Raw genomic sequence first — 22,471 nt, forward strand, 5'->3', positions numbered from 1 at the left:
CGTTTACCGACACGACGGCTTCTCCCGCGAACGCCGGTAGCGGATCAGAGGATGCCCTCGCTCGCGGCGTCGGTCCACTTGTCGGCTTCGCGGATGTAGCCCCAGAAGGCGGGGCTGTTCTCGGCGTGACCGGACTGGGCTCGGATCTTCTCTTCGCGCTTGCCTGCCTTGCGGCTGGTGGTGATGAACCCGGCCCGCATGCTGTGCCCGGTGAGTCGGACGGCGACTCCGGCGCGTTCGGCGTTGCGGGCGATGATCTCGCGGACGGCTTCCGGCGAGAGGGCGCGGTTACCGAGGTGGCCCCAGACGTCGATGGGCAGGAAGGCGGGCCCGTTGGTGATGCCTGCTGCTGCCCGCCAGGTGAGCCATGCTCGGACGGGGCAGGTGTCGACGTTCTTGCCGTAGTGGACGACGACGTCGCGGGGCGGGCGACCCTTCACGGCGGGGACGTGGACTTCGAGCCCTTGGCTGACGTGGACGATGGTGTCGGCGCGGAGTTCGGCGACTTCGGCGGAGCGTCCGGCGATGCCGAAGGCCATGAGCCAGAGGGCGCGGTCGCGGAGTCCGGTGAGGCTGTCGGTGACGGCGGCGTTCATCTGGCGGAGTTGTTCGGGGGTGACGGCTGCGGCTTTCCCTCGGCCGCGCGCCATGCGTTCGGGGTCGTTCTTCATGGGCTTGAGGGCTTGCCGGGCGGCGACGGTTGCGGCTTTGGGGACTTCGACGCCGAGTCCGCGCGCGGTGACGGTGACCCCGGTGATCCGCCGGTCGATGCTCGTCGGTGCGGCGAGCTTGATGGTGTCGAGCCAGACGACGAAGCCGACGAGGGTGCCTTTGGTGACGTCGGTCAACGTGAGCGGGTGGCCGGTCTGTTCGGCGAGCCAGTCGTGGAACTCGGTCCAGAGGTTCCAGTCGTTGGCGTAGCCGCGCTTCGTGTTGTGGGGGCGGATGGCGTCGAGGTGCTTCTCGGCTGCCTGCTCCATCGCGGCGAGGACGGCGAGCGTCGCGGCGTCGCGGACGGCGGGGGTGGCGTCCGGCTGACGCGGGACGAGGTCGGTCACGGCCGCCACTCCTCGCGATAGCCGGGCCGGTCCGCGTAGGCGGCGGCGAGCACCTTCGCCGCCTCGTAGGCGCCACAGTCGAAATGATGCTCTAGTGGCGTCGTCCAATTGGTATCCGGGTTCATGGGTTCGTTGACCGGCTCGCCGCAGTTGCTGGTGCAGAACGGGCCGCCCCGCGCGATCAGCGCCCGCTTCGCGTCGACCTCCCGCAGCACCCGTGCCGGATCATGCCGGACGATGTGGCCGCCAACAGCCGACGACACCTCCTCGGAGTACCTGATTGCGAACTGCGGCAGCTCGCCGACACCCGAAGTAGTTGGCCATGTCTCACGACTACGGAGATCTACGGCCGCCTCGGCCATCTCGCCGACGTAGCTCTCTCGCTCCGGGGCCGGGACGATCTCCTCGTCGGTGGCCGTGTTCATCCAGCGCCAATGCACCCCGCCCTCGACTGACGACCCGCCGCTCCGGCGGCTCGCCTCGATAGCCCACAGCTCATCCTCGTCCAACTGCTCACCCAGCCACCACATAACATCAACGCTGGTCACAACTCGCCCCGGGTGCGAAGCTCGTCAAGATACTCGTCGGCAAGCAGGTGGCAGATGTTCTCGTGCACCTTCGGCCCGGTCTGGGCGTAGCGCTTCGCGTCCTGACTGGTTCGAGCAAGGGCTCCCCTGAGGAGCGGCGTAGGCACCGACTCGTGCGGTCGCTTCGGACGGTTGGCCATCGCGTCCTTGAGTGGATGGGGGTGCGTCATGTCGGGCTCCTTCACTGTCGTTCAGGTCGGGCATACCTCTCAATTATAACCCGCGATATGGCATGTTATCGAGAGCTGTTACTGATCAACCGGCGTGCATCACCCTTCTCCTGGGCTACCGTCCGCGCCCGGGAGATGGACCGGACGCGGCCCGGCCTCTGGATGACGGGCAAGACGATGGATCAGTGGCAGGAGGACCATCTCGGGCACCCCGTCCGGCTCGTCATCACCTGTCGGGTCGGTGACCAGGAGTGGGTGCTGGCTAGGGCCCTGCCGAACGAGCCGTGGTGACAGGTCGAGACGGCGGCACCGCGATTTGTCACGACTGAGTCACTGAGGCCCGCTACTTCCCCGCGCCGGGTCTACGGTGTGCGGACGTTCAACCTTGGGGGTTTCATGCGGGTTCGTGCCACCGTGGCCGCTACGGCACTGCTTCTGGCTGCACTCACCGCCTGCGGGAACGGCGGCGACAGCGGGGACACCGAACAGTCTGTCGCGTCGAAGCCAGCGGCGGCCGACACGAAGGCCGTCGACTGTTCCGACGAGTCGCTGAGCCAGTCCGAGTGGACCGAGAACTGCGCCGAGCAGGGCACCGGCGGGGACGGGACGGACGGTGAGGCGACGGGGTTGAAGTTCGGCGGCTCGTACACATGGCCGGATGGGTTGAAGGTGTCCGTCGTGGAGGCGCGAGTGTTCACCGATTTCGACCCCGAGGTGCTGGAGTCGCCGGAGCCGGGCCAGACGGAGTTCCGCGTCAAGCTCAAGCTGGAGAACACCGGAAAGAGCCCGGCGGCCTTGGATGACCTGTCGATGATCATTGAGGGGGCGACGAACGGCGGGGAGGCCGCACTCACCGAGTTCAGCCGCGGCTCCGCACCGCTCCAGGGCCGGCTCGCTCCGGGCGTGACCGCTGTGAAGACAGGCGACCACGTGCTGGAGACCCGCTATGGGAAGCGGATCGTGGTGACGGTGCAGCGGGCGAGCGAGGACTTCGACCTGGACTTCCCCGAGTTCGAGGGTGAGATCGTCGGCTGACTCCTCTCAGTCGCCTGTGCTGGTGCGGTGTTCGCGTTGGGCGCGGATCAGCATGCGAGTGCGCAGCACCATGAGGGTGGCGACGGCAAGGAGCAGCGTGGTGCGGAGGGCTCGGGCGACGATGACGAAGCAGCCGGTGGGCCACAGCATGACGAGCACGGTGTAGAGGCAGAGCAGCCCGACTGCGGCGGCGAACGACATCAGGTTCCACCCGATTTCTGAGCGCCACCATGTGGCGCGTAGGTGGTAGGTGATGGCGAATGCGGCGCAGGCGGTGAAGGCGAGCAGTGAGGCGGCGACGTTGGTCCATTGGTCGACGCTCCAGCTGGTCATTGGGCTGCTCCTCTGCGTGCTGCTGCGTAGGCCGCTTCGATGCGTTCGGCGAAGTGGTTTTCGGTGCGGGCTTGTCGCAGTTTGGCGACGAGGGCTTCGACGAGGGGCTGTCGTGCTTCGGCTGCTGCCCGTGCTTCGCGGGCGTGGGCGAGTGCTTCTTGGGAGGGTGTCTGTTCGTCTTCAGAGTCGCGTGCGCGGCGCCTGTTCCAGGCGATCACTGGCGTTCACCTCCTCATCGTCTGTGTTCCCTGGTCGGGGCAGGGCGGTGAGGATGTGGCCTCCGAGGCGGGCCATTTCGATGAGTTCGCCGGTTTGGTCGTGTTCGACTTTGCGGGCTGCTTCGGATTCGAGGTAGGCGGCCCGCCAGTTGTCGCGGTCGGTGATGACGTCCTCGTGGGTTTTCCTGGGGATGAGGCGTCCGGTGAGGATGAAGAGGACGACGAGGGTGAGGAGTGCGACGGCTCCAGCGTCGGTGGGGTTGACGCCGAAGATCTCGTTCACTGGAGCCTCCGCAGGTTGTGGGCTGGTGTCAGGCTGCGGACTTGACGGGACTGGCCTGTTCGAGGCGGGTGGTGGCGAGGGGCGGGGTGACGATGAAGCGTTCGATGACGGCGAGGGCGGCGGCGATGGTCGCCATCCACAGGGCCTGCCGGTCGGCGGACCAGTCGAGGCCGAGGCCAACGAACAGCGCCATGACGGCCTGGGCGGTCTGGAGGATGGCGGCGGCCCAGGCCCCGTTCTTCGCGACGAACGCGATGATGACGGCGACGACACCGGCGGCGATGGCGTTGATGGCGGTCTGGACGCCGTCGGAGACGTCGAGTTCGTAGCCGACGAGCTTCACTCCGGCGGCGATCAGGCCGAGGAGGAGAGCGGGTTCTCTGCCGAACAGCATGGTGGTGGTCCTTTCGGATCAGACGGGTTGGGCAAGGCTGCGGCAGCCGATGACGGTGCCGGTGGAGTTGCGTACTTCGCGGTACGGGACGAGGAGGTCGCTGCGTCGGTCGGCGAGGGCGAGGGCGACGACGAGGGAGACGATGTACTGGTAGCCATCCCGCTTCGGCGGGAGGTGCTGGGCGTGCCCGAACTCCACCAGCACGGGCCACATGCCGCTGCTCACCTCGGTTGTGGTGAGCCGCGCGGGCGTGTCCTCAGGCTCGATGACCTCGCGGAGGTGTGGCGTCAGGTCGTCGCTGCCGTCCTCCCGTTCCGCGGCATACAGGCGGATCGGGTGCGGGGTCAGGTTGAGGATCACGCGTCGCCCCGATCTGTCTCATGCAGCTCGCGGCCGTCCAGGGAGTTGTGTACGACCACCCAGCCGACCGAGCCGTCTTCTCGCTTCACGGGCCGTTCCGTGGGGCCGCAGACGCACGGATTGCCGCTGGTGTCGTGCTCGATCAGGTCGCCGACCGGCTCGACGTGCATTGTGGTCAAGACGCCTCCCGCGCTCGTTCGGCGAGCCAACGCCGGACTGCCTGGTTGTGGCGGGCGTCGGAGAGGGCGTTGTGCTCGCCGGACTCCTGCTTGGGCAGCTGGTCCCAGCCGATACCGAGGCGGCGGGCTTCCTGCTGGATGTCGTGGGTGAACATGGGGACGCCGGGGGGCAGGTCCGGCATGAGGCCCCACAGCCAGCAGAGGCGGACGTGGTCGTAGGCCCCGTAGTTGGCCCATAGTTCGGCGTCGTCGGTGTTCTGGATGAAGGCAGCGATTTCGGTTGCGATGGTCGTCTGATGCTTGACCCGCTCGTCGGCGTAGTGGAACAGCCAGCGCTTCGGCATGTGGATGCGCTGGTCGCCGTGCCCCTTCGGGAGGGACGGGACGACGTTCTCCATGAGCCACTTGTGCTTGCGGATGCGCCGGACGGGCATGTCGCGGTTGACCGCGTAGTACGTTCGTCCGTCGTCGGCGACGAGTGCGATGGAGATGAGGTCGATCGTGTACCGCTTCCGGAGCCAGCCGCTGCGGTACTCGACGAACTCCAGGTCGTAGTCGATGGCGGTCACGAGAAGAGTCGCCTCCACGTCTCGGGTCCGGGGTAGCCGTCGGCGTCCGAGCCGGTCCAGCCCTGCGCGCGCTGGAACGCCTCGACGGCGCGCCGGTCCGCCTCACCCCAGCGAGGTCCGGGGCCGACGGTGTAGAAGCGGCCGTAGCCCTTCTTCACCAGCTGCTTCCCGAGCTGGGTGACGTGCGCGTTGTCCGCGCCCGGCCGGAAGTACTGCTTGCCGGGGAAGGCGGGCGGCTTAGGGGTGTTGGGCTGGGTGGGCTTCGTCGGGGTGGTGGGTTCGTCGTCCTGGTCGGCTTTGGCGAGGGCGATGACGCGGGCGAAGTTCATGCTGCCGGGGTCGCCGTGGTCGTTCTCGGGGACGTGCTGGTGGCCGCACCAGCCTTTGAAGGCGCGCCAGGCGCTCATGGACATGCGGGCGGGGCTGGTGCCGTAGGAGGCGGGGGTGATGCCGGGGCGGCGGGAGTCCTTGCCGTAGGCGAGCCAGTCCTTCACGCAGGTGAGGGGGATGCCGTGGTTGGCGTTGAGCCAGCGGACGAGCCAGGCGACTTCGGCGAGTGCCCACTCGGGGGCGGTCGGCCAGTGCAGGTAGTCGACTCCGGCCTTCGCGGAGCCCCACGTCTTGGCGTACCTGTCGTCGCAGGTCCCGACCAGCTCGACCTGGAAGGCGTTCGCTGTGTTGGTTTCGACGCCGCCGAGCTTGTTGGCGAGGGCGCGGGCGGACTCGTCGACGTCGTAGTGCTGATACCAGCGGATCTTCCGCGCCTGGAAGTCGGGGACGCCCGTGACGGTGGGCGCCATCGCTCCGCGTCGGCCTTGGCTGTCGGCGTAGGTGGGTAGCGTGCGCCCCTCGGTGGTGTGGATGACGCCGCAGTTCACCTCCATGTCGGAGCCTGAGAACGTTCCGCCGCCGTAGAAGTTGGACTGGTTGGCGCCTGGGATCTTTTGGGGTCCCGTTCTGGTCATGGTGACCTCCGGTGGGCTGTGGTGCGGCAGTTGTGTCCCCTGCACAGCACTTGACCTTTGAATCATAGGCCAATGCCTGCATATAGCCTACGAATCCATGGCGCCTAGGGTATGGTGCTGGCGAGGGAGGCGACATCGGCTCATGTCCCCCCGGTGCGGCGGGCTCCTTCTGGCAAGGGGCGAGCCCGCCGCCTTCCACCCTTGCCAACGCCCTTGCCGCAGGAGTCAGCCATGACCGACACACCGGGAACCACACGCCGCCCCCGGACACCCACGCCCTATGGCGTGACGGGGCATCAGGTGGCAAACAACATCGGGAGATTGCGGAAGCGGCGCGGCCTGTCCGTGTATGCCCTCTCAGATCTGGTTCACCGACTGGGGCGCCAAGTCAGCCCGGATGCCGTCTCGAAGATCGAACACTGCAAGCGGCAGGTCACGGTGGACGACCTGTCCGCGCTGGCCGCCGCACTCGACGTGGAGCCCCAGTACCTCCTCAGTCCGCCGCCCCCGTGCGAGGCGTGCAAGGGGGCGCCGCATCCCGGCTTCACTTGCAATACCTGCGGGGTGAGTGCATGAGCACGCTGAGGCAAGGGGCGAAGGCCCTCGGGGGTGCAGGCGAGCAGGCGTCAGATCACACCCGGAGCGTCAGCCCCGCGACCGTGCACAGCGCTCTCAAGCCGACTCCACGGGAGACGGCTGATGATGGCTGCGGCGCTGAGCCCCCAGCGGACGGCACCTGGGGTGACTGCTGGTGCACCCTAGCGCCTGCGCACGACGGAGAGCACCGATGCCAACCATGCACCGAACGGTACGGCGCGCCCGGATGGACCGACGAACAGGGTGGCGTCTCGTGAGTCGGCGCCCGCCGAAGCTGCGGCTGGCCGACCTTCGCGCGCCCGCCCAGCCGGTGACAGTCGCGGAGTGGGACGTGACGCCCGGCCTGCACGCGTGGATCGAAGAGCAGATCAAGCGGCGGGAAGACGCGGCGCGGTCTCACGGAGACGGGCCGCTGTGGGAGTACGACGACTCGCTGATGATGGTTCGCGACGCCACCGAGCGCGGAGGAGCGGCGCGCGTCTTCTCTCACGGCACGGGTGATCACATCATGCTCAACGACCCCGACAGCGTCCTACGCCGCTGCGCCGCTGACCGGAAGATCCTCTCCGCCCACCCGTACACCACCCGCGTGATCAACCCCGGCTACGGCGGACACTCGGCCGGGTTCGGGTGCGAGACCTGCCACGACTGGGACGGCGTCCCCGAAGGGCGCGGCAACTGCGCCACCATCCTCGCCCTCGCCGAGGGGTACGGCCTCGAACCGGCGGACGAGGCCGACACAGAGGTGATCCGGTGATCTGGCGCAAGGTCGCAGGGGTGGCTGTGCTGTCGCTGATTCCGCTCACATTCATCACTCTCGCGGTGCTTGCTGGGCAGCTTGTCGAGCTTGCGATTGGTGCGGCGATCTCCTTCTTCCTCATGCTCTGCGCTTGGGGCGGCGTGCGGCTTCTGATCGGCAAAATCGGTAGGGGGGAGTCGCCATGACTGATGTGCACGTCAAGGTGGCTGATGGTGTCCGCGAGGTCAGTGTCGAGGTCAACGGCAGTCCATCGACCTACTGGCACAGGCATTCCCCCAACCGCCTCGGCTTCACCACCACCTGGGACACGGACTGCGCCCGCCCACGCGAGTTCTGGAACGACCGGGCCCGCCTCCTCGTCGCCAACCGGAAGCTTCCCGCCACCGCCTACATCTACGACCAAGGGCTCCGGTTCGAGTCCTGGGAGCAGACCCTCGCCGCGCTGGATGTTCCGTGAGCTACCAGCCGAACGCCGAACTGCTCCATGACGGATCACCGCTCAACGAGCCCGGATATGCGCCGAGGTATCCGCCCGTGAATGGTCAGGTCCCGGACGTAGTCTCTCGATTCGGCCCGCGCACGCAGGTCCGCTGGTTCCGGCGATTCCGGAAGCAACTCTGGGAGGAGCGGGACCGACGTCATCCAGTGGACGCCAGCGCCTTCCACGCCGAGTCACTACTGCATCGAGGTCCTTGCTGTTGGCAGTGCACCGACCATGACGATCCGAACGAGTTGTGGGACGGCCCTGAGTGCTGCTGCCGCAGCATCAGCTAGACCTGGCGCCCGATCATTCCTCAACAGGCCGTGAAGGCGACGAACGGAGCGCACCATGACCGACCAGCCTTGCCCCTTCTGTGAGATCGTCGCCGGGCGCGCGCCCGCCACCTATGTCCACGAGTGGTCGGACGTGATCGCCATCGTGCCGCTGAACCCGGTCGTCGAAGGCCACACCCTCGTCATCCCGAAGCGGCACGTTGCTGACTTCACCAGCGACCCCGCCGTCTCCGCCGACGCGATGCTCCACGCCGCGCAGCTCATGCGCTGGACGGACCGGCCCATGAACCTGATCACCAGTCGAGGTGCCGAGGCAACGCAATCCGTCTTCCACCTCCACCTGCACCTCGTGCCCCGCACCGAGGGCGACGGGCTCGCACTGCCCTGGCACAGCGGACGACGAAAGACCCACATCCACGTGCACCCCGACCCTCCCGCCATCAGGGACGCCATCCGGGACATCCGACGCCACGGGCTCCCACCCGCACGGTGAACTGCTCCCCGTAGGCGGCCCGGTACTGGTCCGGCGTGAACGCCCGCCCTTCCACGAGGAACACCGGCTCGACCCGGGCCCCTCCCGCCGCGTCAACGTCCGCGACCAGCACCCAGTCCACCACCGTGCCGCCCGGCGGGATGCCCTACACATCCGCCCCCGGCGGCGCGGCCACCAACACCGACAGGCCCGGCCCGGCAGGGACGAGACCGACGATCCCGCCCGTCACGCGGCGACACCCGCCCACACATTGTTCGCGTCCGGCGTCGCCCCCGACATCGTGAAGCTCGACGGCAGCGACGTCTGCCCCGACCCCGACCGGCAGAACCGGTAAGTCCCCGCCGTCAACCGCGCATTGCCCGGCGTGAACGCGGCACCCATCGTCGAACCGCACGCAAAAGTCGGCGACGTCGACCCGTTGACCAGCAGCGCCACGTAGTACCTCCCCGCCGCAGCCGCATACGGGGCCGTCAGCGCCATCGTCTTGTCGCCCGCCGAATTCCACACCGTCGACTGGTCCGCCGTCACCCCCACCCGCGACCCCGCCGCCGTGTACAGCCCCGCCAAGCACTGCCCCGACGTCAGCCCACTCCCCGCCGTCCCCACGAACCCGCACAGGTTTGCGATCGTCGCAGGCGCCCGCAGGATCACCTGCATGAAGTATATGTAGCCCAGGCTCAGCGTCGTCCCCGCCGCCGTGCACGAGGCAGGGTTCATCGTCCACGCCAGCATGTTCTGATCGGCTGGCCGCCACTCCCCCGGATTCACCGACGACAAGATCCGGCCCGCCCCGTCGATCTCAAACACGCTGTTGCCGTTCGGGTCCCGGAACCGGGCGATCGACGCAGCCGACGACGACAAACCGATGACGTCCAAGCCGATGCGGGCGAGGTCGGTCTGCTGAATGAACGCCCGCCCAGCGTTCAGTGCACCATTCACCGACAGCGACTCCGCGACCAGGCTGCCCACCGACAGGGCCGCCTTGAGGAGCATGCTCGCAGTCGGCCCGCCATGCGCCGCCGCATACGTGTACCCCGACACCCCGCTCAGTGCCGCATCGGCGGTGATGATGCCCTCCGTGTAGGCGGGCAGCCCATACCCGTACACCACCGCGTCGGCGCGGCGCCGCTTCCGCAGATAGACCCCGTCGCCCTCGGACGAGCCGTTGTCGTTGGTGTTAGCCTCGATCGTCCAGATGTGCGTGGCATCGTAGGCGTACACGATGCCCGTGTGATCCTGACCCGACGTCCCGTAGAACACCTGCGCGCCGACCGCCGGATACCACGACCAGCGAGACGCCGACGTGAACCAGGTGACGCCCGCCGAACAGTCCACCCCCCGCGGAAACAGCGACGGGACGCCGGCCATCATCGCCACCCACGACGTGAACGTCATGCACCACGACTGGCCCTGGTAGCCGGACAGGCCCGGTACCTCGTCGGCATAGCGGGTGACGTTGTTCCAGCCGCCCTCGGTGTAGCCCTCGCGGTAGCCGGTCTGGCTACGGGCGACAGCGATGACCTGCGGCATCTGCGGATTCGGCATAACGGGTCTCCTTAGCTTTGCAGCAGAGCCGCGAGGACGCCCGCGGTGTAGGTGTGGCCTGCGTCGGACATGTGGACGGCGTCGGTTCCTGCCGGGCCGGGGTTGGCGGGGTTGGCCCAGTAGCCGAGGCCGTTCCAGTAGTTCCACGAGTTCCGTCCGGCGCCCCACAGGTTGACGAGGGCCGCTTCGAAAGTCAGGGCGAGGCTGTGGGCGCGGTCGATGTAGTCCTGGTAGCGCTGCCCGAGGTCCGCGGTACCGATGTGCGGGAGGACGATGACGATGTCCGAGGCTCCGGTGAGGCTGCCGCCGTCGCGGGCGTTGGTGAGGAACTGGCGCGCCTGCGCCGCCCAGGAGTCGGCGCTGGTCCCGTTGGTGACGTCCTCGGGGCTGACCGCGTACACGATGAGGTCGGCCGGGTAGTTGTGGCCGCCGCTCCAGCCCGTGCGGAGCGTGGTGTTGTAGTCGGCCGCGGTCGCGTTCTTCCGGCCGAAGTTGTTCAGCACGACCCCACTCGCGTTCTCGCCGGACACACCCAGCACAGACAGGTACTGGCCTCCGCTGCCCGCGTGCTTGACGCGGACCGTGTGCGACCCCGCCGACAGGCCCGTGATCGTCCGCTTCAGCACCGCCAGTCCGGTCGTCGCCGAGTCCGTCACCGTCGTTTCGGCGCCGCCGTCGATGCTGTACGTCCACGACGGGCGGCTGCCGTCCGCGCCGAGGACGTAGACGACAGCAGTCGTGCCGCGCACCGTGAAAGTGAGGTGGGCGCCGTTGGTGGAGGCGTACAGGTAGCCCCAGCCTGGCCCCGCCGGGAAGCCGCCGATCGTCCACGTCCCGGACTGTGCGACGAGGTTGCCCGCGTTGGTCCAGGCGGTGATGGTGGCGGAGTCGTTCCCGGCGATCCCGCTCGCGCTGAACAGGGCCGAGGAGTAGCCGCTGCCGCCGTCGCTGTACGCGGTGCGCAGCGTGGCACCGAGCAGGGCGGGCCAGTTCTTCGTGACGAGGTTGCTGGCGTACCAGCCGACAGTGCTGCTCCCGCCGACGACCGCGATGGTGGCCTTGCCTCCAGTGTTGGTCGCGTCGCGTGCGGCCCGCCAGAACTGGCCCCACCCCGGCCGGACGTACAGGCCGGGCGTCTCGATCGCCGTGGACGTCTTGGGGGCGTAGTTGGTGAACCAGCTGATGTCGACCTGGCCGGGCAGGAGGTGGCCGCTCTCGTCGAGCTGCGCGTAACCGCCGGGCTGGCCGCCCTGGTCGATGAAGTCGCTGAGGACATCACCGAGGTCAGTGGCCATGAACGTGTATCGGCGGGCGTACCCGAAGTCGACGTAGCAGAAGGTGACACCGTCAGGCCCGTAGAACGCGACTTCTCCGTCGCTGCCCGCGGTGACCTCGGCGATGGGTGTGCCGGACAGGTCGGTGAGGTCGGTGATCTGCGTCCCGCCCGCGAGGGCGTCCCAGACGGTGCCGGTGACGCCTGGGCGGAGCTGGAGTTGGGTGCCGACGCGCTCTGTGGCGTAGTCGGCGGGGCTTCCGCCGAACAGGTGCCTGGCCATGCTGTCTCGCTTTCTCGGCTCAGGCGAGCCAGTAGGAGCCGTCGACGGTGAGGACGTCGCCCTCGCGGATGTTGAACGGCTGGTTCGTCAGCAGGTTCAAGCTGTTGACGGGCGAGCTGACGCTGGTGCCGCCGGATGCCGGGTAACGCAGGCGGGCGATCTTCGTCGTGGACTCCGTCGGGAAGATCATGCCGACCCCGACCGCAGACCCCTCACCGTTCCCGCTGGTGAAAATCCAGGTGAACGAGGACCGCATGCGGGGATCGCACGGCAGGCCCGGTGGCAGGGACACCCCGATCGGCTCCGGGTAGGCGGGCGGGTTCGCAGTCGGCACGACATGGATCGTCAGGTCGACGCGCTTGTTGACAGCCTGAAAGCGGCCAAGGTTGGTGGCCGAGGTGCCCCAGTGGAACGACGTCGGGCCCGCAGTCCACTTCGGCGAGTAAGTGCCGTCCTCGACACCCGCGGACGCGAGCCACCGCCAGTCGCTGCCGTCACCCACATACAGGCTGGTGCCCTCAACGAGGAGCTGGCTGCGGATGCTGGGTCGGCGCGCGCCAGGGATGGAGGGGAGCGCGCCGCGGTCGGTGAACCAGCGGCGGTCCGACACCGCGGTCGCGGCGACGACGGACGATCCGGCGGCGACGGTGCACTGGGCGAGGGGAATCTCGTAGATGCCGCTCTCGTCGGCGGCCAGGGTGGGCGGCAGGGTCCCGCCGGTTTTGTACTGGGCGGTCACGGTCTTGGCGGTCATGTCGCAGCGGAGGATGACCATGTCGGTGCGCGCTGCTCCCCCAGCGTTGGGGGTGACGTTGACGGTGCGGGGTGCGTCGTTGCTGTAGTAGAAGCCGTTCACGAACGCTTCGCCTGCGGCGACGGTGACGGTGCTGATGCCAGACGCGGTGACGCGCAGGCCGTTCTGGGTGGCGTCCTCGGCGTGGACGCCGTCGATGCCCCAGCGGCGCGCCATGCGGGACCACTGGGCTTGTGTTGCGATCGGGGAGCCGTCAAACGGCGCGGAGAACTCGGCCATGTCAGGCGGCCTTCCTTGTCTTGACGCGCCCAAGCTCCCGCTTGAGCTGGGCGATGTACTGGTAGATCCGGCTGACGGCGTTGCTGCCGGTGTCACCGCCGACCGTGGCCTTCACGGACGCTTCGGAGGCTGACGATGTGAGGGTGACTTCGCGGACGACGTCGGCGAACCAGTCGCCGCCTCGGAGTTGCGCCGCTACGGTGTCGCCGACGTTGTAGTCGCGGCCGTAGCGCAGGTTCGGGATGTCGATCGGGCTCACCGATAGGGAGCCCTGGCCTGCTCCGCTTGCTAGGGCCTCTGCTCCGGCCTGGTCCATTTGGGCGGCGAGGTCGACGGAGGCGGTATCGACGCTGGTGAGGTCGACGAACTGCTCCAGGACGAGGCCGGGAAATAGGGGGTCGGCGCGGTCGTAGGTCTTGCAGACGCGCGGCGAGGAGGAGCCGCCCGCGACGACGACGGCGCGGGTGCAGGTGGGCGGGGTGGTGGTGTAATTCGCGTCGGCAAGATTGCCGAGACCGAAGGAGAGTCTGGCTGTCCCGGACCGGTCGACGGGCGCGTACACCTGGAACTGGAGGCCGCCGCCGACTTGGATGACGCGGAAGCCGAGTCCGGCGGCGGCTGCGATGTCCTGGAGGGTGACGAGGAGGTTGTCGAACTGGTTGACCTGCCTCACCAGGGCGGGGCCGTGGAGTCCGTTGGTGGCGAGGGTGAGCAGTGGGTTCTTTCTGGTGACGAGGGCTCCGGGTCCGGCGTTGAGGTTGACGAGGTCGCGCATGCCGGTCTCCACCGCCGCCGTATTGATCTTGTAGATGGCGGCGGACTGTGAACCGATCGCCAGGGCCGGGGCGGGCCAGCAGGTGTAGCGGGCGAGGATCTCATCGTCAGAGACCGCCCCGACGGTGAGTTTGCCGCCGCCGCTGTCGGTCCTTGACCGTGACCAGTCCACGGTGCGGATCGGCCCCGACAGCACGGTCTGACCCGATGAGGTCTTCACGATCAGCCCGTTGCCCTCGACAAGCAGCGGAGCCGACGGCGAGTCCGCAGACACCTCGAGGACCATCGCGCCAATCGCGTTGAAGCGGGGCACGCACGTGATCTGGGTATGGTCGGTGACCTGTCCGAGCCGCTGAAGCGACGGGTCGCGGATGTAGACGCGGAGCGCGGTGGATTCCATCAGCCCTCCTAGGACGCCAGGTAGCGGGGCTGGTAGGTCATGGACACGCTCGTCGCCGAGGTAGCGCCGGCCACCGTCAGGTTCAGGTCGTTGATGCCTTCCTGGAGGGCCCACAGTTCGGACGCGTCGGACAGGTCCGGCCACAGGTTGGTGAGGCTGTTGAGTAGGGCGGTCTGCTGGCGGTCGCGGCAGTCGATGACGATGGTGTCCGTGCCGGTGATGGTGCGGGTGAGGACGAGAGTCTGCCCGGAGGTGTCGTTGGTGAGGGTGATGCTGGTGGCTGGGCCTTGGATGGTCCAGATGGGGTAGGCGTCGTCGTCACCGGCGTTGTCGACGGTGATTGCGCCGAGGACTTGTGAGTCGCCTACAGCTAGCGGCAGGACGGGGTAGAAGTCGCCGCCTGTGCTGATCTTCCAGGTCTGGGTGACGGTGTCGCCCACCCAGAATGGGCTTGGGCAGCCGAAGGTGATGGCGTTGATGCACCAGCGCTCCCCTGCGGCGTCGAGTGCTTCGTCTCCTTCGATGCCGCCGGTGTAGTAGGCGTCGATGCTGCGGGTGGCGCCGTCTGGTTCGGTGAGGGTGAGGGTGCCGACGCCGCGCTTGGGGTTGAGGCTTTTGATGAAGGCGCGCCGCCGGGTCTTGTATGCGGTGCGGCTGTCGTTCGAAAAAATTGCGAGCGGCAGGACGATCTCCTTGCCGGTTGCCCGGACATCGCGGAGCGCGTACCCGTCCACACCCGGTGTCTCGTCGGTGGTGAAAGCGAAGGCGGGCATGTCGAGGCCCTTGGCGCCGGGCTGGAGGAGCCACCCGTTCTCCCAGTCCGACAGATGAGTCGTCACCCCGCGGGGGTCCGTGAAGGCAACAGCCGGCATCTGGTTGATGAGGGTCGGCCACGGCACGCCCGGCTGGACTTCGGGGGGCAGGTAGGCGGGAGGGACCAGGATGGGCATGTCAGCCTCCCGTCACGGTTGTTGCGTGGAGCAGGTCGTCGATGGCGAGGGCGTCGAGGATGGACTGGCGGGGGGCGACTTCGCGGACGGCGGCGTTGTAGTGGAGGTGGCGGTCGCCGCGGTTGTTGACGGTCTGCTGGCTGTGGATGCGTGCTGCGGTCACGGCTGCGGCGGCGCGCACGGTATTGGCCATGCGGGAGGCGGCGGATGCGGCTTGGGGGACGGCGTCTTCGACACCGCGGGCGTAGCCGAGTCCGGTGAACCAGCCGAGGCGGCGGAGCTTGCGTGCAGGCGAGCGGATTTCCAGCTCCACTTCGATGGTCTTCTGGACCGCCTTGGCGAGCTTCATCATCTGGGCTTCGATCAGCTTCTGCGTGGACGCGAGGCCGGTGAGGTAGCCCTTGCCGGAGTCGACGCCCACGTCGTACATGGAGTCGGCGGCGTCTTTCCCGAAGGCGCTGGTGGCTGACGCGATCGCGGTCTGGGCGAGGTTGATGTTCTTCAGTTCGGTGGGGGTGGCGTCGACGAGAGCTTGCGCGTAGGCGGCGCCCTGCTCCGGCCCGGCGGTGATGATCTGCTGGAGGAGCGTCTTGTTGAGTCCGCGCTGCCCCAGGAGTTTGAGGTTGACGCCGAACTTCTTCAACTGGCCGAGCCGTGTGTTGAGCCCGGCGAGGATGCCTCCGGCGCCGAAGGGCTGCCCGGAGTTGGGGAGGCCGGTGAGGGCCGTGTACTGCACGGCCTGCCCCGTTGCATCGGCGGCGAGCTGGCTTGCTGCGGCGATGCTGGTTTTGATGGCGTCGCGCTGCCTGGCGAGGGCCTGGAGTTTGGTGTTGGCGGTGGAGATCTGCTTGAGGAGTTTGTCGTCGAGGCTGGTCTTGACGCCCTTGAAGGCGTTCTTCACCGCTGTGGCGACCTTGGTCATGGCGGTAGAGATCGCGGACGTGGTGCCGGTGAGCTGCTTGAGGAAGTCGCCGCCCACCGCCGCAGCGAGCGGGCCGGTACGGATGTCACGCCCGGCGACACGGATGATGCCACCTGAGGCGTAGCCGCGGCCTCGATGGATGATCCCGCCGAGAGAATAGCCGCCGGGCCGGTTGTACGCCTTGGACAGACTGCCGTAGCGGGCGAGCGCGTACCGCATGGACGCGTACACGTTCGCCATCGGGTCGACTGAGACGCCGTACAGGAACGGGCCGGTCTTCCGGTACTTGTCGGCGTAGGCGGCGAACGTGCCCTTGATGACCTGCATCAGGCCGACGCTTGGGTGTCCGGCCTTCCAGTTGGAGTCGGTGCGGTTGACGGCGCGCGGGTTGCCGCCGGACTCCTGGTTCATGCGGCGCAGCGTCGTCGACACCAGCGTCGTCGACTGCTTGAGCTGGCCGAGGGCCTGCTGCACGATGCCCGTCCACCGCTTGACGCCGCTGCCCCCGGCGTCGCTCCACCCGCCGGAGATGTAGCCCATCGGGTCGACGGAACGGCCGTTGATGCGGGCCTCGAGGTGGAGGTGGGGGCCGGTGACGTTGCCGGTGGCGCCGACGGAGCCGATGCGGGCGCCCTGTTTGATGCCCTGCCCGGCCTTGGCGACCATCGCGGACATGTGGGCGTACAGGGAGGCGAGTCCGCCACCGTGACTCACGAGGACGTGCTTGCCGTAGGGGCCGCCGGACTGGACGGACTGGACGGTGCCGTTGTCGACGGCGACTACCTTGGTGCCGGTGGCGGCGGGGAAGTCGAGGCCGGTGTGCCGGCCGGACGACCACATGCGGCCCGCGACACCGAAGCGGGTGCCGTAGGGGGCGTTGACCGGTTTCATCCAGGCCCCGGACGACGGGGGGATGTCCTGGCCGCGGATGTAGTCGATGGCCCGGTTGATGAGGTGGAGGGGGCCTCCAGCGATAGCTCCGGGCCAGGTGCCGTCCTTGCCGCCGAGGGTGCGGCGGATGCCGGAGCGGACGGGTTTGAACGCGGACTCGGCAAGGTCTGCGAGGCCGCCGCGGACTGCGCCCGCGCCCTTCTTGAGGGCGCCTCCGACTTTGGATGCGATGGCTGATCCGGCGTCGGTGATGGCGCCGAAGATGCCGCCCTCGGCGAACCCGAGCTGTGCGCGGGCGGCGGCAGGGTGTGTGCCGCGGATGGCGGCGGCGTTGAGGGCGTGGAGGCGGGCCCGCTCATACGGGTCGCGCATGACCTCGGAGACGTAGACGCCCTCGCCGCGGCGCATGGGGACGAGTTGGTCGTCTCCGTCGCGCCATGTGGACCAGCCGGGGAGGACGCCGCCGCGGGCGAAGCCCTTGGGGAGGGCCATCTTCGGCATGTCGGGGATGCCGGGGATCTTGGCGGCGGTCTGGTTCCAGACGGAGACGATGCCGCGGTTGTAGACCGTCTCGATCCAGAACCGGATGGGGGCTTTGACGAGGGCGCGGAGCCCGTCCCAGATGTCGCCGATGCCGTCGCGGGCACGACGGAAGGCGCTTTCGAGTCCTTTGGCGAAGTCGTCGAAGCCTTGCCGGACTGCTTTCCAGGCTCCCGTGGCGGTCGACCGGATGCGGGACCAGAAGGAGTCCCAGACTTTGGTGGCGCCGTTTTTGAGGTTGGTGAAGAGTTCGACGCCACGCCGCCACAGTGACGTGAACCAGGAGATGGCGCCGTTGACGATGTCGGGGATGACGGAGTGGCCGAGGAGATGGTCGTACACCCAATCGAATGCGGCGGCGATAGCGGAGGTCAGCCACTTCACTGCGTCGACAGCAGGCTGGAACGCCTTACGGAGACCGCCCAGGAAGGTGATCAGCCGGGTCAGGACCGGCACGACAATCTTGAGAATCACCCATGTGGCGAGCTGGGTGAACATCAGCGACAGCTGCGCGAGGGGCGGCACGAGCGGCAGCAGGGCGGGCAGCAGCTGGGACAGCAGCATGACCCCGACCAGCATGATCTGCGGGATCAGCGGGGCGAGTGCTACCAGGATCTGCCCTATCGACTGGGCGAGCCCGACAACGACCGGGACCAACTGCGGAATGACCGGCAGGAGCTGACGCAGCACAACCAAAAACTGGCGGGCAAAGGCTTGCGCGATCGTCACGACCACGCCTGTGAGTCCGGTGAGGATCGGCTTGAGAGCAGCCCCCAGGACGCCGGCGACGATGCGGATCACGGGGGCCAGGGCGGTGAACAGTCCGCCGATCGTGGAGATCAGCGGGACCAGTGGCGGCAGGAGTGCCGCCACCAGGTTCCCGACCACGGGCAGTAGCGGCGACAGCGCGGCGACGAGTTGGCCGATCGCCTTCGCGGTGACGACCAGGACGGGCCCGAGGGCGGCGGCGATGGGGGCGAGTGCGCCGCCCAGGTCGCTGATCAGTTGGCCGATGACCGGGCCGAGGAGCTGCGTGATCTGGACGATCGTCGGTGCGAGCGTCGCCAGCAGCGGCAGCAGCGCCTGGATGGTCTGGCCGAGGACCCCGGCGATGAGCCCGGCGACGGCGTTGATCGCGGTGAAGATCTGCGTGAGCGCCCGCTGCACCTCGGGGAGTTCGATGATGCGGCGGATTTCCTTGACGGCGGCGCCGATGACGCCGAAGAAGTCACCGCCCGCGGCGGAGGCCGCCTTGAAAATGCCGAGGAAGATTCCGCCGATGTCGGCGAGGAACCCGCCGAGTTTGACGGCGACGTCGAGGGCGGTGTTGATGGCCTCGGTGAGGCGCCCGGATTCCAGGCCCTTGGCGAGCTTGCCCATGATCCGGTCGACGGCTGATGCCGCGCCGGACGTCATCCGGTCGAACGCGGGCTGCGCCGCCACCGACAGCTGGGCGAACCCGGTGACGAGCTGGCCTGGTATGCGGCGGAGGTTGCCGAGGTTGGTGCGGATGCCGTCGAAGACCTTGCCGAGGGTGCCGGTCTTCTCCAGGTCGGATACCGCGGTGAGGGCGGTCTTGCCCATCAGGTTGGCTTCGCCCGCGACGTCTCCGAGGCCGCGGCGGACGGTGGGCAGGATGCGCGCGCCAACCTGCTCCAGGCGTGTGCCGAGTCCGGCGAACAGGCGGTCCTGAACGTCGAGTTTCATGTCGCGCCAAGCGGGTGCCATCCGTTGGAGTGTGGCGACGAATCCGCGCGCATTCGGGCTGAGCTTGGCGAGCGCGTCATCCAGCTTCGAGGTTTGGGAGGCGGCGTTCTCCTGCGCCTCGGCGACCTGCCGGACGGCGTCCGCTACGGCCTGCTGGGCGTCGGCGACCTGCCGCTGTCCTTCCGCCTGCGCCCGCGTAACACCCTGCTGAGCGTCGGCAAGAGCACGCTGGCGGTCGGTGACCTGCTCGTCGGCGGCGGCGATCTGCTGGCGGGCCTGCACCACGGCCTTCGACCCGTTGACTCCGGCCCGGTTGGCAGCAGCCGTGTCGGTTTCGAGGCGCTTGAGTTCGGCGCGCTGGTCCTCGAGGGATTGCACGGCGCGGTCGCGGGCGAGTTCGGCCTGCTGGATCTGGAGTTGTGTGGCGGCCGGGTCGGTGCGGGTCTGCTGGAGGTCGAGTTCGGCCTGCTGGACAGCGAGGGTGGCTTCCTCTTCGGAGAGGCGGCCGGACTTGAGCTGCCGCTGCATGTCTTCGAGGTCGCGGGTGGCCTGCCTGCGGGCGGCGGTGAGGTCGGCTTGTGCCTGGCGTGCGTCGCGCTGGGCACGGGAGAGGTCTCGTTCGGCGTCTGCGACTTGCCGGTTGGCTTGCGCGACACGCTCGGCGGACTGGCGTTGCGCGTCCTGTACGGAGCGTTGTGCGCGGGCGAGGGATCGCTGCGCGTTCTCGACCTGCCGGGTTGCGGTGGCGGCGGCCTTGGCTTCTCCGGCGACGGGCTGGAAGGCCGCTTTGACAGCGTCGCTGACGCCGGAGGTGCCGACCTTGATGGCGGCGAAAAGGCCGATGAGGAGGCCGAGGGCTGGGGCGGCGGTGGCGGCGAGCGGCCCCATCTGGGCTATCGCCGAACCGAGGGACGCGATGGTCGGGAGCGCGGCTATTGCGGCCCCAGCGATCATGACGATGCGGTTGGAGAGAATGCCGAGGCCGCCGCCGCCTCCGCTGCCGCCGAGGCTGGACAGGCCTGCGGTGAGGGCGCTGAGCCCGGAGGCTCTGATACGGACGTTCATGGTCCGGTCGCGGGTGAGATGGTTGAGCGCGGTGTTCGCGGCGGCGGTATCGGCGCGGGCGGCGACCGTCATCTGCCGCCGACGGGTCAGGTTGGCGAGGGAATCGGCGGCGACGCGGGTGTCGACGTCAACGCCGATGCGGACCTGGCGGCGCTGTAGGAGGTTGCGGATCTCTGCCGCACCCACGCGCGTGTCCACGCTGGCCCGGATGTTGACGACGCGGTCCTTGCACAGCTTGTCGAGAGCGGTCTCGACCTTCTTCTTGGCGGTGTCATTGAGGACCGGACTGACGTCGACCGTGACGGAGGCGTCGCGGGTCAGCTTCTTGAGTGTGAACTCGGCGCCACTGATGTCGAGGTCCGCTGTGACGTCGATCGTGCGGTCTTTGACGAGATTGTCGATCTTCTTCTTCGCGTCGGCGGTGTCGACGTCGAAGTCGATGCTGATCGTGCGGGCGCTGGTCAGCTTGTCGATGTTCTTCTTGGCGTCGCTGTCGTCGACATCGAAGCCGAGGTCGACGGTGCGCGCCTTGGTGAGCTTGTCGAGTTCGAGCTTGACGCTGGCGGTGTCGAGGCTGATGTCGACCTTGACGGTGGGGGTGAACTTGGCAAGCTTCTCTTTGATCTTGTCGGTGATTTCGTCGCCTGCGACGTCACCTGCGTCGCGGGCGGGCTGGCGAATGGCCTTCGGGAGTTCGATCTTGAGTAGGTCGCCGAACTTCGACGTGTCGGGGATCAGTGAGACGCGTGTGCGTCCGACGACTGTCGGCTCAGCCATTCCGCCCTCCCTCCGCTATCCGTGTGCGTTCAGCTCGGCAAGCCGGGCCTGCCACTGCTCGATCTCTGTCTGGTCCTGTGGCGGTGCGCCCGGCGAGAACGTGTCGAGGTACTGCTCGGCGTCCTGCCTCGCCCGCGTCTGGGCTTCGCTGTCCGTCCCGTCTCCTTCCAGTTGTGGCGGCTGGACGGGCTCCATGTCCGGCGGGCTGCCCTTGAGGTGGGCGGCCCACAAGATGCGGACCAGCATCAAGAGCGCGTTGTACTGGGCTGCTTGGAGGAAGGTGCCGCTCGTCCAGCGGCGGCCCTCGATATCGCCCGCGAGGGCCGACTTGGTTGCGGAGTCCTCCGGTAGGGCGGTGACCAGATCGCGGAGTTCGGCCCAGTTCATTGAGCCCTCCCCCCACGACATGGCCCAGAACTCCTCTAGGCGACGGCCTGGGTAGTAGCGCTGGAGGTCGGCGCGGACGGCTCCTGCGTGCTCGGCGAGGACGTCGAGGAGCCAGAGCCTTCCCCCTCCGAGGTCCCGGCCTCCGCGTCCAGTTCCTCGACGATCGCCTTCAGTTCGCCGACGGTGAGCTTGCCGACCTTGATGAGCCGGTCGAAGCTCTCGGGCGGGCGGGCGAGTTCGCGGAGCAGGCCGATGTTGGCGTCGCCGCCCTTCTCCTGGATCTCCTCGATGACCTCGACGGGCCAGTCGTCCTGGGTGGGCAGGGTGCAGACCTCGTCGACGCCGTTCTCGTTCTCGAAGTAGATGTCGACGAACTGGACCTTGGCGGCCTGGGCGCGCTGGGCGCGCATCTGCTGGAGGCGGACGATCTTCCGGTTGGGCTTGGACACGGCGTGTTCCTTCTTGGGCGGGGGGCGGGGCGGGGGCTTGTCAGGTGGCCTGTCGTGCCGCCCCCGCCCAGGGATTGGACACGGCAGGCCACCAGTCGGGGGGATCAGGTCGGCTTCGGCACGTCGGTGATGAAGTGCTGCACGGACTGGGCGCCGCCGGGAGCGGCGAGGGCGGTGAAGGTGAGCCCGTAGTTCGAGGAGTCGTCGGCGGAGTGCTTGATCGCTTCGCGGTCGGAGACGCCGCAGCGGGCGATCATGATGCGGTGCCGCTTCCCCGACATGATCACGTCGAGGCCCAGGGCGACCTCCACCGTGTCCGCCAGGCTGCCGGACCCGAAGGACAGGAACTGCTTCCGCACGGCGGGGGTCGTCGTCGCCGCCGTCGATGTCATGTTCGCAACGCTGACCTGGTAGTACAGGCTGAGGAGGTACGCGGTCGTCTGCCGGAACGTCAGCTTGAACGTCTGCGTCCGCTTCTTCGCCAGGTCGACGACCGGAGCATCCTCGCCCCACGCGTCGAGCTGAGTCCGCTCCTCGGCCAGAGCCTCCTCAAGGCCGTCCGGCGTGACGAAGCCGAGGTCGGTGAAGTCGGCCCCCCACACCTCTTCCGGGCCGGTCGGGAACGTGCTGCCGACGTCGGCCATGTAGGCCTTTCCGGCGGTGCCGACGATGATGGTGGATGCGTCGCCCACGGTGGGCC

At 68.2% G+C, this 22,471-nt stretch carries 25 protein-coding genes; 6 read left to right on the forward strand and 19 right to left on the reverse strand.

From position 1 onward, the window contains the following. Positions 1–44: 44 nt before the first annotated feature. The 3 genes from ACIQPQ_RS31030 to ACIQPQ_RS31040 are packed head-to-tail and all read right to left on the reverse strand — an operon-like array spanning position 45 to position 1,815. Positions 45–1,058, reverse strand: coding sequence for a tyrosine-type recombinase/integrase (locus tag ACIQPQ_RS31030; protein ID WP_401310359.1), 1,014 nt, complete (start codon positions 1,056–1,058; stop codon positions 45–47). Beyond that, complete coding sequence (locus tag ACIQPQ_RS31035; protein WP_401310362.1) at positions 1,055–1,606, reverse strand: DUF6221 family protein; 552 nt, start codon at positions 1,604–1,606, stop codon at positions 1,055–1,057. Before ACIQPQ_RS31035 ends, ACIQPQ_RS31030 begins: the two co-directional genes overlap by 4 nt. Next, the gene (locus tag ACIQPQ_RS31040; RefSeq protein ID WP_401310365.1) at positions 1,603–1,815 is read right to left on the reverse strand and encodes a hypothetical protein; all 213 of its coding nucleotides are present in this window, start codon (positions 1,813–1,815) and stop codon (positions 1,603–1,605) included. The genes ACIQPQ_RS31035 and ACIQPQ_RS31040 overlap by 4 nt, the downstream gene beginning before the upstream one ends. Positions 1,816–2,184: 369 nt before the next feature. On the opposite strand from ACIQPQ_RS31040, the gene ACIQPQ_RS31045 reads away from it, so the two are divergent. Continuing rightward, on the forward strand, positions 2,185–2,850 hold the full coding sequence (locus ACIQPQ_RS31045) for a hypothetical protein (RefSeq protein ID WP_401310368.1): 666 nt from the start codon (positions 2,185–2,187) through the stop codon (positions 2,848–2,850). A gap of 6 nt (positions 2,851–2,856) precedes the next feature. Here ACIQPQ_RS31045 and ACIQPQ_RS31050 read toward each other — a convergent pair whose 3' ends face one another. The 7 genes from ACIQPQ_RS31050 to ACIQPQ_RS31080 all read right to left on the reverse strand — a co-directional run bounded on the left by ACIQPQ_RS31050 (position 2,857) and on the right by ACIQPQ_RS31080 (position 6,151). Then, positions 2,857–3,183, reverse strand: a complete 327-nt coding sequence (locus ACIQPQ_RS31050; RefSeq protein WP_401310370.1) for a hypothetical protein — start codon at positions 3,181–3,183, stop codon at positions 2,857–2,859. Between the two features lie 180 nt (positions 3,184–3,363). Further along, positions 3,364–3,684: a hypothetical protein gene (locus tag ACIQPQ_RS31055; protein WP_401310373.1), complete on the reverse strand. Its 321-nt coding sequence runs from the start codon at positions 3,682–3,684 to the stop codon at positions 3,364–3,366. A gap of 28 nt (positions 3,685–3,712) precedes the next feature. Further along, the gene (locus ACIQPQ_RS31060) at positions 3,713–4,078 is read right to left on the reverse strand and encodes a hypothetical protein (RefSeq protein WP_401310376.1); all 366 of its coding nucleotides are present in this window, start codon (positions 4,076–4,078) and stop codon (positions 3,713–3,715) included. 18 nt (positions 4,079–4,096) lie between these two features. After that, entirely contained in the window at positions 4,097–4,438 is a 342-nt protein-coding gene (locus ACIQPQ_RS31065) for a hypothetical protein (protein ID WP_401310379.1), read from the reverse strand. Then, a complete protein-coding gene (locus ACIQPQ_RS31070; protein ID WP_401310382.1) occupies positions 4,435–4,617 on the reverse strand; it encodes a hypothetical protein in 183 nt (60 codons plus the stop codon). The genes ACIQPQ_RS31065 and ACIQPQ_RS31070 overlap by 4 nt, the downstream gene beginning before the upstream one ends. Next, positions 4,614–5,186, reverse strand: coding sequence for a 3'-5' exoribonuclease domain-containing protein (locus tag ACIQPQ_RS31075; protein WP_401310385.1), 573 nt, complete (start codon positions 5,184–5,186; stop codon positions 4,614–4,616). Before ACIQPQ_RS31075 ends, ACIQPQ_RS31070 begins: the two co-directional genes overlap by 4 nt. Beyond that, positions 5,183–6,151 (reverse strand): peptidoglycan-binding protein, encoded by a 969-nt coding sequence (locus ACIQPQ_RS31080; protein ID WP_401310387.1) that lies wholly within the window; start codon positions 6,149–6,151, stop codon positions 5,183–5,185. The genes ACIQPQ_RS31075 and ACIQPQ_RS31080 overlap by 4 nt, the downstream gene beginning before the upstream one ends. Before the next feature lie 231 nt (positions 6,152–6,382). Between ACIQPQ_RS31080 and ACIQPQ_RS31085 the strand changes: the two genes are divergently transcribed. From ACIQPQ_RS31085 to ACIQPQ_RS31105, 5 genes are all read left to right on the forward strand, one after another. Next, positions 6,383–6,727: a helix-turn-helix domain-containing protein gene (locus tag ACIQPQ_RS31085; RefSeq protein ID WP_401310390.1), complete on the forward strand. Its 345-nt coding sequence runs from the start codon at positions 6,383–6,385 to the stop codon at positions 6,725–6,727. A 274-nt stretch (positions 6,728–7,001) separates the two neighbouring features. Next, complete coding sequence (locus ACIQPQ_RS31090) at positions 7,002–7,505, forward strand: DUF6221 family protein (protein WP_401310392.1); 504 nt, start codon at positions 7,002–7,004, stop codon at positions 7,503–7,505. Beyond that, the gene (locus ACIQPQ_RS31095; protein WP_401310395.1) at positions 7,502–7,693 is read left to right on the forward strand and encodes a hypothetical protein; all 192 of its coding nucleotides are present in this window, start codon (positions 7,502–7,504) and stop codon (positions 7,691–7,693) included. Before ACIQPQ_RS31090 ends, ACIQPQ_RS31095 begins: the two co-directional genes overlap by 4 nt. Further along, entirely contained in the window at positions 7,690–7,965 is a 276-nt protein-coding gene (locus ACIQPQ_RS31100; RefSeq protein WP_401310398.1) for a hypothetical protein, read from the forward strand. The genes ACIQPQ_RS31095 and ACIQPQ_RS31100 overlap by 4 nt, the downstream gene beginning before the upstream one ends. Before the next feature lie 372 nt (positions 7,966–8,337). Further along, a complete protein-coding gene (locus tag ACIQPQ_RS31105) occupies positions 8,338–8,775 on the forward strand; it encodes an HIT family protein (protein ID WP_401310401.1) in 438 nt (145 codons plus the stop codon). A gap of 225 nt (positions 8,776–9,000) precedes the next feature. Here ACIQPQ_RS31105 and ACIQPQ_RS31110 read toward each other — a convergent pair whose 3' ends face one another. The 9 genes from ACIQPQ_RS31110 to ACIQPQ_RS31150 all read right to left on the reverse strand — a co-directional run bounded on the left by ACIQPQ_RS31110 (position 9,001) and on the right by ACIQPQ_RS31150 (position 22,463). Further along, complete coding sequence (locus ACIQPQ_RS31110) at positions 9,001–10,320, reverse strand: CHAP domain-containing protein (protein ID WP_401310404.1); 1,320 nt, start codon at positions 10,318–10,320, stop codon at positions 9,001–9,003. Between the two features lie 11 nt (positions 10,321–10,331). Beyond that, positions 10,332–11,876: a hypothetical protein gene (locus tag ACIQPQ_RS31115; protein ID WP_401310407.1), complete on the reverse strand. Its 1,545-nt coding sequence runs from the start codon at positions 11,874–11,876 to the stop codon at positions 10,332–10,334. A gap of 19 nt (positions 11,877–11,895) precedes the next feature. Next, positions 11,896–12,909 carry a hypothetical protein gene (locus ACIQPQ_RS31120; RefSeq protein ID WP_401310410.1) on the reverse strand — a complete coding sequence of 338 codons (1,014 nt, stop codon included), beginning with the start codon at positions 12,907–12,909 and terminating at the stop codon, positions 11,896–11,898. A gap of 1 nt (position 12,910) precedes the next feature. After that, complete coding sequence (locus tag ACIQPQ_RS31125; protein WP_401310413.1) at positions 12,911–14,083, reverse strand: siphovirus ReqiPepy6 Gp37-like family protein; 1,173 nt, start codon at positions 14,081–14,083, stop codon at positions 12,911–12,913. 8 nt (positions 14,084–14,091) lie between these two features. Beyond that, positions 14,092–15,033, reverse strand: a complete 942-nt coding sequence (locus ACIQPQ_RS31130; RefSeq protein ID WP_401310416.1) for a phage distal tail protein — start codon at positions 15,031–15,033, stop codon at positions 14,092–14,094. 1 nt (position 15,034) lies between these two features. Then, on the reverse strand, positions 15,035–20,935 hold the full coding sequence (locus tag ACIQPQ_RS31135) for a peptidoglycan DD-metalloendopeptidase family protein (RefSeq protein ID WP_401310419.1): 5,901 nt from the start codon (positions 20,933–20,935) through the stop codon (positions 15,035–15,037). A 15-nt stretch (positions 20,936–20,950) separates the two neighbouring features. Next, positions 20,951–21,322 (reverse strand): hypothetical protein, encoded by a 372-nt coding sequence (locus ACIQPQ_RS31140; RefSeq protein WP_401310421.1) that lies wholly within the window; start codon positions 21,320–21,322, stop codon positions 20,951–20,953. A gap of 35 nt (positions 21,323–21,357) precedes the next feature. Continuing rightward, positions 21,358–21,771, reverse strand: a complete 414-nt coding sequence (locus ACIQPQ_RS31145; protein ID WP_401310424.1) for a hypothetical protein — start codon at positions 21,769–21,771, stop codon at positions 21,358–21,360. A 104-nt stretch (positions 21,772–21,875) separates the two neighbouring features. Continuing rightward, positions 21,876–22,463: a phage tail protein gene (locus tag ACIQPQ_RS31150; protein ID WP_401310426.1), complete on the reverse strand. Its 588-nt coding sequence runs from the start codon at positions 22,461–22,463 to the stop codon at positions 21,876–21,878. Positions 22,464–22,471: the final 8 nt, after the last annotated feature.

It is taken from the genome of Streptomyces sp. NPDC091281 (assembly GCF_044757425.1).
Lineage (GTDB): Bacteria > Actinomycetota > Actinomycetes > Streptomycetales > Streptomycetaceae > Streptomyces.

Bases quoted from the DNA above. Each gene is read 5' to 3' on its own strand.
- ACIQPQ_RS31130 (WP_401310416.1), bottom strand. From the start codon at position 15,033: ATGCCCATCCTGGTCCCTCCCGCCTACCTGCCCCCCGAAGTCCAGCCG.
- ACIQPQ_RS31120 (WP_401310410.1), bottom strand. From the start codon at position 12,909: ATGGCCGAGTTCTCCGCGCCGTTTGACGGCTCCCCGATCGCAACACAA.
- ACIQPQ_RS31105 (WP_401310401.1), top strand. From the start codon at position 8,338: ATGACCGACCAGCCTTGCCCCTTCTGTGAGATCGTCGCCGGGCGCGCG.
- ACIQPQ_RS31135 (WP_401310419.1), bottom strand. From the start codon at position 20,935: ATGGCTGAGCCGACAGTCGTCGGACGCACACGCGTCTCACTGATCCCC.
- ACIQPQ_RS31040 (WP_401310365.1), bottom strand. From the start codon at position 1,815: ATGACGCACCCCCATCCACTCAAGGACGCGATGGCCAACCGTCCGAAG.
- ACIQPQ_RS31085 (WP_401310390.1), top strand. From the start codon at position 6,383: ATGACCGACACACCGGGAACCACACGCCGCCCCCGGACACCCACGCCC.
- ACIQPQ_RS31050 (WP_401310370.1), bottom strand. From the start codon at position 3,183: ATGACCAGCTGGAGCGTCGACCAATGGACCAACGTCGCCGCCTCACTG.
- ACIQPQ_RS31100 (WP_401310398.1), top strand. From the start codon at position 7,690: ATGACTGATGTGCACGTCAAGGTGGCTGATGGTGTCCGCGAGGTCAGT.
- ACIQPQ_RS31110 (WP_401310404.1), bottom strand. From the start codon at position 10,320: ATGCCGAATCCGCAGATGCCGCAGGTCATCGCTGTCGCCCGTAGCCAG.
- ACIQPQ_RS31060 (WP_401310376.1), bottom strand. From the start codon at position 4,078: ATGCTGTTCGGCAGAGAACCCGCTCTCCTCCTCGGCCTGATCGCCGCC.
- ACIQPQ_RS31125 (WP_401310413.1), bottom strand. From the start codon at position 14,083: ATGGAATCCACCGCGCTCCGCGTCTACATCCGCGACCCGTCGCTTCAG.
- ACIQPQ_RS31140 (WP_401310421.1), bottom strand. From the start codon at position 21,322: ATGAACTGGGCCGAACTCCGCGATCTGGTCACCGCCCTACCGGAGGAC.
- ACIQPQ_RS31080 (WP_401310387.1), bottom strand. From the start codon at position 6,151: ATGACCAGAACGGGACCCCAAAAGATCCCAGGCGCCAACCAGTCCAAC.
- ACIQPQ_RS31115 (WP_401310407.1), bottom strand. From the start codon at position 11,876: ATGGCCAGGCACCTGTTCGGCGGAAGCCCCGCCGACTACGCCACAGAG.